This window comes from Bacillus kalamii (assembly GCF_047238185.1).
Taxonomy (GTDB): domain Bacteria; phylum Bacillota; class Bacilli; order Bacillales; family DSM-1321; genus Bacillus_AD.
This window is the reverse complement of the sequence record NZ_JBDFMI010000001.1, coordinates 3,086,139-3,099,107: the sequence shown is the minus strand read 5'-3', so window position 1 is coordinate 3,099,107 and position 12,969 is coordinate 3,086,139. Positions and strand designations below refer to the sequence as shown.

Sequence of the window (12,969 nt, the reverse complement as noted above, 5' to 3'; positions counted from 1 at the left end):
AATCATCCAGTGTATTAAGTATGCCTTTTTCCAGAGCGGTTTAATCCGCTGTGGATACCTACCTGAAGACTGCTTCCTTTTCCATACATTCGTGCAACATATAGGTGTTGCAGCGAAAAGCATGGCGGGATTTGTCCTGCCATGCTTTTTTTGTTGCAAGGTCCATCTACGTCCTCCTATTTGTGCTGAATGAATAGCCTCGCTACATACGTAGTTGATGGCCGCAGAAGCTTTCTAATGTTCGATTGGATATATTTGTCCTTTCGGGTAGGATGGCATACTGCGGTTTTTTTGTGCTATATGAGGTTATATTCCGGAACGGTGAAGGAGAATGATAATGAATCAGATGACATTTGATAAATTACAGTATAAAGAATTGAAAGAGTTGGTGAAGAGCCATTGTGTCAGCGGTCTCGGGAAAGCATTGCTGGATCAGCTTCAGCCAAGTGCCTATCTAAAAGTGGTGAGAAATCGTCTGAATGAAACAAGTGAAGCCAGAAAATTGCTTGATGCAGAGAATCATATTCCCTTGAAGGGGATATCCAATATAGGGAATCAAATAGAAAAGGTAGAGAAAGGGATGATTCTTGAGCCAGGGGAATTAATAGCTATAGCAGATTTCCTGCGTGGGTGCAGGAGAATTGTATCGTTTATGGCAGATAAAGAATTTTTCGCCCCCACTTTGCACACTTATGCACGGTCTATGACGGAATTCAGAAGCATCGAAGAAGAAATCCAATTTGCCATTAAGGGAAACAGAGTCGCTTCCGAAGCAAGCAAAGAGTTGAAAAGGATACGGAATCAAATGGATAAGGCAGAAAGCAAGATTGAAGAACGGTTGAATAAATTCTTGAAAAGTGGAACCAACAAGGAATTTATTCAGGAATTTTTTATCAGCAAGAAAGATGACCGATTCACGATTCCCATCAAAGCCTCCTATAAAAATCATGTGGCAGGTACAATTGTGGAAGTTTCTTCAAAGGGATCGACTGTCTTTATAGAGCCGGCTGCCGTAACGAAACTGAATATGGAGCTTGCTAGCTTGAAGGCGGAGGAATCGATGGAGGAGTATCAGATCCTTGCTACGTTAACAGGCATGATTGCAGAGGGAATCAGGCCGATCAGGATTAATATTGAACTGATCAGCCAGTATGACATGATATTTGCCAAAGCCAAATTTAGTAAGAGCTACGATGCCGTAGAGCCCAAAGTCAATGATCATGGCTATATTTCATTAAAAGGATGCAGGCATCCTTTATTGCCGAAAGATAGTGTTCCATTGGATTTTGAAATCGGGAAAGATTATCGTAGCCTAATCATTACTGGTCCCAATGCAGGAGGAAAAACAGTTGTGCTGAAAACAATCGGCCTTCTGAGCTTGGCGGCTATGTCGGGCTTTCATATTGCAGGCAAAGAGGGGACAGAGCTTGCTGTATTTGATTCAGTATTTGTCGACATCGGCGATAACCAAAGCATTGAAAATGCTTTAAGCACGTTTTCTTCCCATATGAAGAACATATCGGATATCATGAAAGCGGCGCATAGAAATTCACTACTTTTATTTGACGAAATTGGAAGCGGGACTGAGCCGAATGAAGGTGCTGCACTTGCCATCGCCATATTGGAGGAATTCTATCAAATGGGTTGCATCACAGTGGCGACCACTCATTACGGGGAGATCAAGCGTTATTCGGAAATGCACAGCGATTTTATGAATGCCGCGATGCAATTCAATAGTGAAGCATTGGAACCTCTATATAAATTATTGATTGGCACTTCCGGTGACAGCAATGCTTTATGGATTTCAAGAAAAATGGACATTCCTGAAAGGGTGCTCCAAAAAGCAAAAGGCTATATGGACAATAAGGAATACGACACGGCTCTTGTGGATGGGCAAAAAACGAAGAAGCCTATTAGTGAAGAGGTACAGATGGAATACCAGTATGAATTTGAAATAGGGGATAAAGTAAGCCTGACAGAACTCGACGGCCACGCAATTGTCTATAAGAAAAAGAATAACTTCAACAATATTATGGTGCTTCATGAAGGAGTATTTAAAGAGGTCAATGTGAAGAGGGTTGAACTGAAACTGAAGGCAATCGATCTTTATCCAGAGGGATATGATTTGAATACGCTTTTTGTCAGCTATCAGGATCGGAAATGGCAGCATGATCTGGAAAGGGGCTCCAAGAAAGCGCTGAAGAAAGTGGCTAAGGATATAAATAGGAAGCTTGAAGACTAGTTAGGAAAGAGCAGGTGGATGGTGCCGCACCCCAAAAGGTAGAGTCAAAACTACCTTTTAGGGGTCACTACCGATCCGCCTGCTCTTTTTTGAGTGGATTTTCAGAATGGAGCAAATGGGTGGCATTAGTGCGTGGGTAGATGGCAGAGTGCCTGATCTCCGCTGGGAGAGAGGGAAAATGCCGCTGCCTACAGAACTTATTTTCCCTGAATGAAGAAGGCATGGACAATCATCATTGTTCCATGCTTGTTTTTTTGATCAGTTTAAGGACGTTTATGGCGATGACAGGCAACAATGTGACTAAAATACCCAATCCTAAAAGAAAATTATACATTTTTTTCATAAAAAGACTCCTTGCTTAAAAGATGCAAAACGCAACTTTCATATTCGATATGTTTAAATATAAATCAAAAGTGCAAAATGAGATATTTATTTGACTTACAAATAGCTTACTTATTTGTAAGAAAAGGAATAAGCCTACTAAATAACAAAATGGAGAACACTATAAAAAAGGGTAAATTTGGAATAAAATAAAGTTATTGCGGAAGGAGGAGTGTGTTTGATGCCGGAAATTAAAAAGGAAGGCTTCTATTACGAAGATATAGAATGTGTTGATTTGAATGAACTGGAGAATAGATGTCAATTGCTTCTACAACGCGAGATTCTCTCCGTAGAAGAATTAAAAACCTGGCTGCACGATGAAAGGCAGATTGAATCGGAGATAGAGGAAGCATTGACAGGCCGAATGATTGAATTTTTTCAGGATACCACTAATTTCGAAAAGAAAGAGCGGTATTTGAATGGACAAAAGACGCTGCAACCATTGCTATTAAAGTATAGGGGAGAGTTTGACCGAAAGTTCTGTGGGTGCCCATTTAAGGACCATCTTTCTGATGAAGCATACGGATTCATGAAAAAGGCAAGAAAAAAAAGGAATGGTTTATTGATTGAAGCCAATATACCCTTAACTCTCAAGGAGCAGGAGCTCATTTCAGCGTATGGAGAAATGATGGGGTCATTATCAGCAGATTGGAATGGGGAGATGAAACCATATGCGTTCGTAAAGTCAAAACTCAATAGCCCTGATAGAGAAATGCGTGAACAAGCCTGGAGGGAGTTAGGAAAATCGCGCAGTCGCATTAAACCAGATATCGACAGGGTGATGAATGAATTGGTGCAGCTTCGGCATCAAATGGCAATCAATGCAGGTTTTAAAAACTACCGTGACTATATATTTGAGATGAAAGGGAGGGAATTCACTGTACAGGATTGCTATAAGTTCCATGAGTCTGTTGAAAAGCTTCTTGTGCCGGCTTGGGGAAAGCTTGCGTTAGGTTTTCAGCAAGAACTTCAGGTAGATACATACCGGCCGTGGGATTACTCCCATTCTTCTTTAAAGCAAATCCCTTTCACGAGCTTTTCGGAGTTGTTGGATGGTGTGCAAAAGATGCTCGGCAAGTCGGATCCTTATTTTGAGGAACGGTTCAATCATATGAGGGAAAAACGGTTGTTCGATCTGGATGACAGGAAGGGAAAAGCACCCGGAGGAGCATGTTTTACACTCCCGAAAACGAAGAACTCATTTATCTTCGCTAATTTTAGCCCTTCATTTATTGCACTTAATGCCCTGATCCATGAATTGGGGCACGCCCTGCATTTTTATCTCCAGTTTGATCATGTACATGGGTTTCAAGAACAATACCTTAGGGAAGAAGTGGCCGAATTGTATTCACATAGCCTAGAACTGCTCCTTTTGGATAAGATTGGGGTATTTTATCCTGATGATGGGGAATGCAGAAAAGCACAGCGTGAAATAGGGAAGCGGTCCTTCATGATGCTCATCAATCCTGTAGCAGGCGATCTCTTCCAGCACTGGATGTATACAAATCCCCATCATACAACTGAAGAACGGGACAATATGTATGTGGAAATCAACAAAAGATATAAATATGCCCCTATCGATATAAAAGGTTTTGAGGCTGATGTTAGCTCATCCTGGATGGAATCCGTCCACTATATCCAATACCCATTCTATAAAATTGAATATGCTATCTCACAAATAGGAGCTCTGCAATTATATATGATTTACCGGGAAAATCCGGATAAGGCCATCGCTTTGTTCAAAAAGGGTGCAGGTACGAGCCAATATGCCCCGATTCCCGAAATCTATCAAAACACTGGAATTGAATTTGATTTTTCCAGAGCGGCCATTAAGAGAGTCTCTGGATTTGTGAATGGATTGATCGAGGAATGGATCTAGTGAAGATGATACCAGTAAGAAAAGAGAACGGGCAAAATGTGCCCGTTCTCTCCCAAACTGATTAAGGAAGCAACTAATTTTATTGCTTAGTCGTCACATCTGTTGCGTCTGCGGCGGCACTCACAACGGCAAACCAAACGCTCGTTGCGTCTTCTGCGATCGTTCCGCTCTCCATCACGTCTATCAAAATCGTTTTCTCTGAAGTTACACATATCATTCACCTCCTGCAATCATTTCCTTGTATACTATTCTTTTTATTCGCTTTATTCTTGTACGAATGAATCATTTTGCGAGAGAATAGGTATACCGCCGCAATTATGCAGAAGCTGTCGATATATTTCTGAAGTTACTAAATGAAAATGTAAGGGAGGAAGTAAAATGAAACAAGAGAAGAGAGTATTTATACGGTTATTGGCTAGTGAAGATGCTGAAGCTTTGCTTCAGCTTGAAATGGAGAATAAAGAATTCTTTCAGTTGTATTCCCCTTTAAAGAAGGATTCCTTCTATACACTTGATGGACAAAAAGAAAGGATAGAAAGGGGCATTGCAGGAGCTGAAAAAGGGACATTGTATTCATTTGGCGTTTTTTTGAAGGAAGACGGGAACCTAATTGGAAGTATTGCATTATCAGAAGTAGTACGAGGAGATCTGCAGAGCGGATGGATTGGCTATAGTTTAGACAAAAAGCAGAATGGCTGCGGTTATACGACCGAGGCAGTGCTATTGGCAGTGGATTACGGGTTTAATGAGCTGAAATTGCATCGAATCGAGGCAGGTGTCATGCCCCATAATATCCCTTCCATCAGAGTGCTTGAAAAAGCGGGTTTCCATAAGGAAGGAATAGCGAAAGAAAACGTGCGCATAAACGGCAAATGGGAAGATCATCAAACATTGGCCAAAATAAATGATTGCTTTGAATAGGGAAAGAAGCTATCTGTGTGTTCCTTCTAGTCCAAAGCATCATGCAAACAAGTACGAAGCTCCAATAGAAAATACTTATTAGGAAGAATACAGATAAAAATACGTGGAAGTTCACCGTATAGATAAACGCATAGGACACCTATTAGAATGACCTCTATTTTTCCTCTTTGTATGGCCGTTTTTTATCTGTCTTTATTTCGAAAAGCCATAAAGCAAGCGCTTTATGGCGAGATTTTAATGAGAGCCCTATCCGTTTTTTTATTTAAGCGGAATCCATATTTCTGAATACAGGCCGGGGCTTGCAGGATCATCCTCTGTATAAACCTCGAGCTCCGGCGTACCTGCATACTCGTAAGAATTGGAAGGGAACCACTCAGAATAGATTTGTTTCCAGGCCATTTGCATAGCATCCGGCATAGGTCCATGCACTTCAAAAATAGCCCACTTTGAAGCTGGAATCTGCATGGATTGCCATCCGGCTGGAACTTTCCCACAGTAGTCTGTTGCAATCCAATAGTCTATTGAATTAGTTGGATTGCCGTGTGCTGCGTTTGCACAAACACCCAATATTCCTTTGATAGCACCGTTATTTAAGCGGTTGAGCTTATCATTTGTCCCATCTTGATGGATATCATCCCACATTTTCGGGATTCTTCTGAGATTCTCCTCATTTTCTAAAGAAAAAGTACGTTTCACGCCAATTACTTGAAACGCTTCTTTTTTTATGATCTTATACTTCATCGGTTCCGCTCCTTTCAATTGCACCTGTATAACCAGGCGGTTATAACATACAAGCTTTCCATTATTCTTGCGGGCATCTGTAGGAGTCATTCCGTGCTGTTTGCGGAAAGCTTTGGAGAAGGACTCGGGTGTCTCATAGCCAAATGCAAAGGCAATGTCTATTATTTTTTTGTCTGTTTGTGTGAGCTCCTGTGCCGCCTTAGTCAGCCTTCTTCTGCGCAAATAATCACCGACTGTTGAATCAGTCAAAATGGAAAAAGTGCGTTGAAAATGAAAAGGCGATACGTGAGCCTGTTTGGCAATGTCTTCAATCGTTATCGGCTCCGCTAAATGGCTTTCCATATAATCGATTGCTTTTTGCAGAGAGGCAATCCAATTCATCTAAATCCTCCTCCTTGTTTCCATCATAATGTTCTTCTTTAAAATCATCCTGTCATTCCGTGCTCTTTAGGAACCAGTTCTGCAGGATGATCTTTCTGATATGTAAATACTACCATTTTTTAATAAATAAAATAATTTAATGCTGTATGTCCTTTATTGTTCATGCCATGGTTTCCCTTTGAAAAGTACTTCCAATAGCTTGCTTTTTCAATAATTGCTATACTATAAATAATGAAATGATTGAAAAAGTGGCTTCGAGAGGAGTAAGCTATGGGATACGAAGTGATGAATAGTGTTTCTAAGTATTTGGAAGAAGACAAAACGGCATTGTTGGAAGATATACTTGTTCAGATTAAGAGGCGCTCGGATGAATCTGAAATTAGGGAAATCAATAAACATAAAGAACTAATTTCAGCGTTGCTAAGCGAGATATCAAAGCGGTTATGCTTATCTGAAGAAGAAAATAAAGATGTAAGCATGGAATATGATGTGGACCGCTTTTTTTATGAAACAGGTACCATGCTCTCAGAGACAGTAGAAATCTTAAGCGATTTCCGCATTGGTTTAATCCAAAGGATCCGAAAGTATTGTGTCGATCATCACATTGATGTGACAGAGATTTTCACTATTGTCGACCGCGTCATTTATATTTTTGATATGGCTATCCGTGATACAACGAAAAGCTTTAATATGAGTAATCAGGAAGTGCTTGAAAATATCGAACAGGAAATTATGCAGTTGTCGGCGCCGATTGTCCCTATTAAAAAAGGAATTGCCGTCCTTCCTTTAATAGGAAATTTTAAAGAAAATCGTGCATCATATATTTCTAATGTGGTTATTCCAAATGTATCAAAAATGAAGGTGGATGTATTGATTGTCGATTTTTCCGGCATGCATACGTTTGATACCTATGTTGCACAAAGAATTTTTCAAATAAGGGATATTTTGCAGCTGCTCGGCATCGAAAGCATAATTACCGGCATCAGACCGGAATTGGCGCAGACTGCTATCCAATTAGGAATTGACGTAAAGGATTTAAACTCTTATGCCAGTGTCCAACAAGTGCTGGAAGAATTAGAAAAAAAGCAAATGAATAACTGAAACCAAAAATAAGAACCCAGCTTTTTAAGGGTTCTTATTTTTGGTTTTTATCAAAGATTTATAACCTTTCAAGGGCCTGTTGGACATTCTTGAAAGTTTGTATTTTATCCACCTTTATGCCCAATTGCACGGATATTTGGGCCAAATCAGGGCGAATTCCCGTAATAATGGCTTCTATGCCAAGCAATGAAAGAATTTCGTTAATCTGAAAAAGATGGTGGGCTACGTATGTATCAAATGTTTTAATGCCTGAAAAGTCCAAAATCAAGCATTCCAGCCTCATATTTACCGCTTTTGGAATCACTATGTTTAAAATGTAATCGATCCGGTCATTTTGCAATTCCCCGATTAGTGGAAGAACGGCTATCCCTTCTTTTATAGGCACAATAGGCGCCAATAGAGCCATTGCTTCCTCTTCCATATTCCGGATGATCTGCTTTTGGTAATCAGTATAGTAAAAAGTAATGCTGCTTACAACAAAATCGAAATAATCGATAATTCTCCTTAACGTGTGCTGGATGGATTCTTCATCAACTTTTGTTTCTGCAAGATCCAATAGAGCTGAACGATATAGAAAAATAACTTCTACAATCTCCGATAAAGTGGGTACCTGTTCAAGTGTGCTTTCAGGGCACTGATCGAAGAAGCGTTCTTTTTGGAGTGATCTTTGCTCGCTTTCTGTGCTGTTTATTCTATCCAACAGATAAGATAGCAGTTCCTTCTCTTTTTCTCTATTTAAAGGCACTGTCCGCTTTCCGATCGTTGCTTCAAGAAGTTCATTTATGATGGTCTCTTTTTCCTGCTGCACATATTCCAAAAACTGTTGAGTAGTGTCTTTCATTTGCGATTCTCTTTTTAATGCCCTTGTTCGTGATGAGTGAGGACCGATTTTAAAGATGTATATAAAAAGTATACAAAATTTTTAATGTAGTGTCTTATATGGATAATTGCACCATTTACATAGGGGAAACAGCGTAAAAATGGTGGGGAAGCACTGGATAACGGTTATTTTGGCAAATCCATGTATTCCATTTGCAATTGTAAAAAAATGTTCATTTTATTATGATGGAATATAGGATGAATTTTCTGGAAAATAGCTGATGTCCTAATTGTATGCCGCTATCATATTGAAAAAGAGGCAGGGAACGGAGGTTTGTATGGATAAAAGGATGGGGAAAGTTGCTCTTGTCACTGGAGTAAGCAGGGAGAACGGTATTGGGGCGGCAGTGTGCAGAGCGTTGGCGCAAAAAGGAGTTTCCCTTTTTTTTACTCATTTATACGGCTATGATGCAAAAACGGGGTACAGCCATATTGAGGAAAATTGGCCCGAGGACTTTAAAAGGGAGCTAAGCCGATATGGAATACGGGCTGAAAGCATGGAGCTGGATTTAAGTGAGAGGGATTCCATTCCCCGGTTACTGGAACATGCTGAGAGCCGATTTGGAAAACTGGACATTCTTGTCAATAACGCCACTCATTGTGAGGAAGTGGGGTATCAGCAGATGACAGCTGATATTCTGCTAAAGCATTGCGAAGTTAATATTGTAGGAACATGCCTGCTATCCGTTGAATTTGCCAAAAGGGCTGGAAAAGGAAAGGAGGGCCGCATTATTAATTTGGTATCAGGCCAGGATAAGAGTCCGCAGCCAGGGAATCTGGCTTATATTACAACAAAGGGAGCCATTTCTGCTTTTACTAAATCATTGGCTGTGGAATTGGCTGCGGAAAAAATCACAGTGAACGCTGTAGATCCAGGCCCCACTGATACAGGCTGGATGGATGAAGCGACAAAACAGTTTCTCCGCCCAAAATTCCCTACGGGGGCGATCGGCTCTCCGGAGGATGCGGCCAGGTTAATTTCATTCCTGGCCAGCGAAGAAGCCGGTTGGGTGACGGGGCAAATCATTCATTCGGACGGAGGATTCAGGGATTGACCCTTTTGCCGAAATGTTTGTCTAAAGCAGTAGTCTACTTTCCTCAGAAAAAATGAAATGACGGTTATAGAATGCGGCAGCGGGTATAAAAAAGAACGGACATGCTTACGGGCATCCAATCATCATTATGCCTTCTTCCTTTCATCTGGAGTGAATGGAAGAGAACTGCATAAGTTGTTTCGGGAGGAAGAAATGGATACTTTAACTGTTGTTTCGTATATTGCTGTTTTTTTGGGCATTATATCTGCTGTTTTTATTGCTGTTGATTTAGTAAGCCATCCGCAATCGATGAAGATTATGAATATTGTTTGGCCCATTAACGGTTTATATTTAGGGCCGTTCGCCATTTGGGCGTATTGGGTTATGGGAAGAGAAAAAGGGGACGATGGAGAAGACATGGATATGGGCGGCAAGAAACCGTTTTGGCAGAGTGTCTTTGTTTCGACTAGCCATTGTTCAGGAGGCTGCACTCTTGGAGATGCATTTGGTGTTCCATTTGTTTTCTTTACTGGGTTTACGATAATGGGCTCCATGTTATTTACACATTATGTTGTTGAATTTATATTGGCTTATATATTCGGCGTTCTTTTTCAGGTATTTTCCATTGTGCCGATGAATAGGCAGATGGGCAACCACATGAGTTGGGGAAAAGGTTTTATCGAGGCGATTAAAGCAGATACGATTTCCTTGATTGCGTTTGAAATCGGCATGTTCGGATGGATGGCGATTGTGCATTATGTATTGTTCGACACACCTCCAGAGCCTAATTCAATGCCATATTGGTTCATGATGCAGATTGCCATGATCCTTGGCGCGCTGACATCCTATCCGGCCAACTGGTTCTTGGTGAAGAAGGGAATTAAAGAAGGCATGTAAAACAGGAGGACGTATGGATATTGTTGAACAGCTTGCTCAAAAAAAGTCAAAGTGACGAATATCGACAAATGGGAATGCTTTCTTCGAGGAAAGTGGGAAGAACATTTTGCGAGCCATCTTTCAATGGACGAAAGAAAGGAAATCTATTTGTACGGTGACAGAATCGCCTGCGGGTATTTATGGCATCTGTTCAGTTATGGAAAAAGAAATTGCTTTACAGATAAAGAAGCAGACCGAATGTTTAATGAAGAAACAAAGCAATTCTGCTATCTCTTTTATCAGCATTGTGACGATGCCTACATCATTGAAAAAACCTCCGGGCTAAAAGCGATTGATTTTGCCCATGAAGAAGATATGTACATCGTTGACAGAGACTTCACCTGGACATATGTTGTTACACATGAAAAAGGATATTGCGGTCCTTATTTCAGCAGGAGGTAAAATCAATCGCCAACATCCATACTTGTAGAAGCCAATCTTTATGATTGGCTTTTTTAAATGGGAACATTATAAGGAATCTAAGCGATTCAAATGCTTCTCTGAAATGTCTTTTACTTTTTTGACGCGGCGCTCATACTTTTCAATGCCGTTTAAGAAGTCCGTTTTCATCCAAACATCTATAATCTCCAACGCAAGGGCAGAGCCGATGATTTTGCCCCCAAGACAAAGGACATTGCTGTCCGTATGCTCACGCGCCAATCTTGCACAAAAGGGGTCCTGGCAAACGACCGCATAAACGCCATATATTTTATTGGCAATCAGGGCGCTCCCATAGCCTACACCGTCAATAAATATGCCTCGGTCAGCTTCTTTTTTGCCTACGCAAAGAGAAGCCGGATAGACAGTATCAGATAGATCGATTGCCTCTTTATTGCTGCAGCCGTAATCAATGATGTCGTGCCCTTGCTTCGTTAGCAAATCTTTTATTTCTTCCTTTAATTCAAAGCCTGCATGATCACTTGCCATACTGATTTTCATATATTTGCTCCTCTCTTACATCACTACCATTAGTATAGAAAGTTTCCTGATGTTTATTCTTTAAGAGAGTGATCCTATGGTGCGGCATATTTAGTCAATCTTAAGAAATTCTTTCGTTTTTTATTCGTTGTATCTTTATCTTTGGGGTGTACATTTTTAAATAAGAACAAAAAGTAGCGTTCTTGATGGCTTACAAAACTGTAAGGTTGGTGTAAGAGAAATGAATGTGAGAAAGTCGTTCTTGCTTTTATACTTCAAGTAACAGTAATACAGAAGGTGAAGGAGAAAAAAATGCTTGTATAGAAGAGAGGGGAGATCTAATGATCCAGGAATTGAATCAAATTTTGTCTATAGATACATTACAGCAAATCATCGATCAATATGGATCATTAGGTCCAATTGCAGGCGTGTTTTTACCTTATATCGAAGCATTCCTCCCTTTTTTGCCTTTAACGGCCTTTATAATGGGAAATGCAGCATCATTCGGTTTGGCTACCGGCTTTATTGTCTCTTACGTCGGATGTGTAGCTGGTGCATGGTCATTGTATTGGGTTTGCAGATACTTGGGCAATAAACCCTTTATTGCTAAGTACAAAGATAAACCATCCGTTCAAAAGTATACAGAATGGATGCACAAAAAAGGGATATTGCTTGTCGCACTGCTCTGCATGGTCCCGGTTTTTCCGAATTCGGTTGTCACCATTGTTGCCGGTGCGAACCGGATGGATTTCAGAAAGTTTGCCTTTGCATCAGCGATGGGTATTTTCGGTATGACAGTGGTTTTAAGTTTCATCGGGGATGATTTATTTGAGATTGTACAAAATCCGTTGAAAATAATCTTCATAGCAGCACTATTCTTTGGCATAAGCATGGTCGGCAAGAAAATAGAACGCACTATGATATTCAATAATGGTTGAAGGGGAGCTTAAGGGCTCCTCTTTTGGTTCTTCGTTGGCTTATTCCCAAGTTTTTCAGCCAACTCCAGAACCTGTTTTGTGGAGTAGATCAATTGTTCGTCCTTTTTTTTCATGCGGATTTTCAATGCGGCTTTTAGGTTTTCGATTGCCTCCGGGTATATTCCCATTTCCAATAGGCACTTTCCTTTATGCTGGTTGGCGAAATCGAGGTATTCCACCTCTTCATACATTCCACATTTCAGAAGGGCATTGTCAAAAAGTCGAATGGCATCCGCATGTTTATGGTTGTATTTATATGCTTCCCCCAGTCTTATGAAAGAAATGATTTCATTCTTCTTTGCATCTTGGGCAAGAGCATATTCCAGGTTTTCTTTCAGCAAAGTGAGAGCCTTTTCCGAAGGTCCGATTATTCTGCAAAGATTGCCTATTGCCCCTCTTACAAAAAAGAGTTCCTGATCGTTATTGCTTCTTAATTGTTCGAGCAATGGTTCTGTATTGGCTAGAAATGTATGTATCATCGAAGGGTCTGCTGCCTTTTCACGGAAAAAGCCGGCTGGGTCAAAGTGAATGGTTTTATATACACAGGAAAGCTCAAAGCGGAATGTTTTCAAATCCATT

General features: G+C 40.5%; 12 protein-coding genes and 1 pseudogene. 8 read left to right on the top strand and 5 right to left on the bottom strand.

The window, feature by feature from the left end; genetic code table 11:
* Positions 1-337 precede the first annotated feature (337 nt).
* Both ABC357_RS15345 and ABC357_RS15340 read left to right on the top strand, forming a co-directional pair.
* Complete coding sequence (locus tag ABC357_RS15345) at positions 338-2,242, top strand: endonuclease MutS2 (RefSeq protein WP_412888351.1); 1,905 nt, start codon at positions 338-340, stop codon at positions 2,240-2,242.
* Positions 2,243-2,804: 562 nt separating this feature from the next.
* Positions 2,805-4,502 (top strand): M3 family oligoendopeptidase, encoded by a 1,698-nt coding sequence (locus ABC357_RS15340; RefSeq protein ID WP_412888350.1) that lies wholly within the window; start codon positions 2,805-2,807, stop codon positions 4,500-4,502.
* 79 nt (positions 4,503-4,581) lie between these two features.
* Here ABC357_RS15340 and ABC357_RS15335 read toward each other — a convergent pair whose 3' ends face one another.
* On the bottom strand, positions 4,582-4,719 hold the full coding sequence (locus ABC357_RS15335) for a hypothetical protein (RefSeq protein WP_412888349.1): 138 nt from the start codon (positions 4,717-4,719) through the stop codon (positions 4,582-4,584).
* A 161-nt stretch (positions 4,720-4,880) separates the two neighbouring features.
* Between ABC357_RS15335 and ABC357_RS15330 the strand changes: the two genes are divergently transcribed.
* Positions 4,881-5,423 carry a GNAT family N-acetyltransferase gene (locus ABC357_RS15330; RefSeq protein WP_412888348.1) on the top strand — a complete coding sequence of 181 codons (543 nt, stop codon included), beginning with the start codon at positions 4,881-4,883 and terminating at the stop codon, positions 5,421-5,423.
* Positions 5,424-5,681: 258 nt separating this feature from the next.
* Here the strand turns inward: ABC357_RS15330 and ABC357_RS15325 are convergent, their stop codons facing one another.
* The gene (locus ABC357_RS15325) at positions 5,682-6,545 is read right to left on the bottom strand and encodes an effector binding domain-containing protein (protein WP_412888347.1); all 864 of its coding nucleotides are present in this window, start codon (positions 6,543-6,545) and stop codon (positions 5,682-5,684) included.
* Positions 6,546-6,815: 270 nt separating this feature from the next.
* Here ABC357_RS15325 and ABC357_RS15320 point away from each other — a divergent pair, with 270 nt between their 5' ends.
* Entirely contained in the window at positions 6,816-7,646 is an 831-nt protein-coding gene (locus ABC357_RS15320; protein ID WP_412888346.1) for an STAS domain-containing protein, read from the top strand.
* Between the two features lie 58 nt (positions 7,647-7,704).
* Here the strand turns inward: ABC357_RS15320 and ABC357_RS15315 are convergent, their stop codons facing one another.
* The gene (locus ABC357_RS15315) at positions 7,705-8,487 is read right to left on the bottom strand and encodes an STAS domain-containing protein (protein WP_412888345.1); all 783 of its coding nucleotides are present in this window, start codon (positions 8,485-8,487) and stop codon (positions 7,705-7,707) included.
* Positions 8,488-8,803: 316 nt separating this feature from the next.
* Between ABC357_RS15315 and ABC357_RS15310 the strand changes: the two genes are divergently transcribed.
* The 3 genes and pseudogenes from ABC357_RS15310 to ABC357_RS15300 form a co-directional block, all read left to right on the top strand.
* Positions 8,804-9,580 (top strand): SDR family oxidoreductase, encoded by a 777-nt coding sequence (locus ABC357_RS15310; RefSeq protein ID WP_412888344.1) that lies wholly within the window; start codon positions 8,804-8,806, stop codon positions 9,578-9,580.
* 57 nt (positions 9,581-9,637) lie between these two features.
* Positions 9,638-10,456, top strand: a complete 819-nt coding sequence (locus ABC357_RS15305) for a DUF4396 domain-containing protein (protein WP_412888343.1) — start codon at positions 9,638-9,640, stop codon at positions 10,454-10,456.
* Between the two features lie 39 nt (positions 10,457-10,495).
* Positions 10,496-10,897, top strand: a pseudogene (locus tag ABC357_RS15300) (DUF4275 family protein); the annotation flags it as partial.
* Positions 10,898-10,963: 66 nt separating this feature from the next.
* Here ABC357_RS15300 and ABC357_RS15295 read toward each other — a convergent pair.
* Positions 10,964-11,434, bottom strand: a complete 471-nt coding sequence (locus ABC357_RS15295) for an RpiB/LacA/LacB family sugar-phosphate isomerase (RefSeq protein ID WP_412888342.1) — start codon at positions 11,432-11,434, stop codon at positions 10,964-10,966.
* Positions 11,435-11,754: 320 nt separating this feature from the next.
* Here ABC357_RS15295 and ABC357_RS15290 point away from each other — a divergent pair, with 320 nt between their 5' ends.
* Entirely contained in the window at positions 11,755-12,351 is a 597-nt protein-coding gene (locus ABC357_RS15290; protein ID WP_412888341.1) for a TVP38/TMEM64 family protein, read from the top strand.
* An 8-nt stretch (positions 12,352-12,359) separates the two neighbouring features.
* On the opposite strand, the gene ABC357_RS15285 is transcribed toward ABC357_RS15290, so the two are convergent.
* Complete coding sequence (locus tag ABC357_RS15285; protein WP_412888340.1) at positions 12,360-12,968, bottom strand: hypothetical protein; 609 nt, start codon at positions 12,966-12,968, stop codon at positions 12,360-12,362.
* Position 12,969: the final 1 nt, after the last annotated feature.

Bases quoted from the DNA above. Each gene is read 5' to 3' on its own strand.
- ABC357_RS15285 (WP_412888340.1), bottom strand. From the start codon at position 12,968: ATGGATTTGAAAACATTCCGCTTTGAGCTTTCCTGTGTATATAAAACC.
- ABC357_RS15295 (WP_412888342.1), bottom strand. From the start codon at position 11,434: ATGAAAATCAGTATGGCAAGTGATCATGCAGGCTTTGAATTAAAGGAA.
- ABC357_RS15340 (WP_412888350.1), top strand. From the start codon at position 2,805: ATGCCGGAAATTAAAAAGGAAGGCTTCTATTACGAAGATATAGAATGT.
- ABC357_RS15335 (WP_412888349.1), bottom strand. From the start codon at position 4,719: ATGATATGTGTAACTTCAGAGAAAACGATTTTGATAGACGTGATGGAG.
- ABC357_RS15310 (WP_412888344.1), top strand. From the start codon at position 8,804: ATGGATAAAAGGATGGGGAAAGTTGCTCTTGTCACTGGAGTAAGCAGG.
- ABC357_RS15325 (WP_412888347.1), bottom strand. From the start codon at position 6,545: ATGAATTGGATTGCCTCTCTGCAAAAAGCAATCGATTATATGGAAAGC.
- ABC357_RS15345 (WP_412888351.1), top strand. From the start codon at position 338: ATGAATCAGATGACATTTGATAAATTACAGTATAAAGAATTGAAAGAG.
- ABC357_RS15305 (WP_412888343.1), top strand. From the start codon at position 9,638: ATGACGGTTATAGAATGCGGCAGCGGGTATAAAAAAGAACGGACATGC.
- ABC357_RS15330 (WP_412888348.1), top strand. From the start codon at position 4,881: ATGAAACAAGAGAAGAGAGTATTTATACGGTTATTGGCTAGTGAAGAT.
- ABC357_RS15315 (WP_412888345.1), bottom strand. From the start codon at position 8,487: ATGAAAGACACTACTCAACAGTTTTTGGAATATGTGCAGCAGGAAAAA.
- ABC357_RS15290 (WP_412888341.1), top strand. From the start codon at position 11,755: ATGATCCAGGAATTGAATCAAATTTTGTCTATAGATACATTACAGCAA.
- ABC357_RS15320 (WP_412888346.1), top strand. From the start codon at position 6,816: ATGGGATACGAAGTGATGAATAGTGTTTCTAAGTATTTGGAAGAAGAC.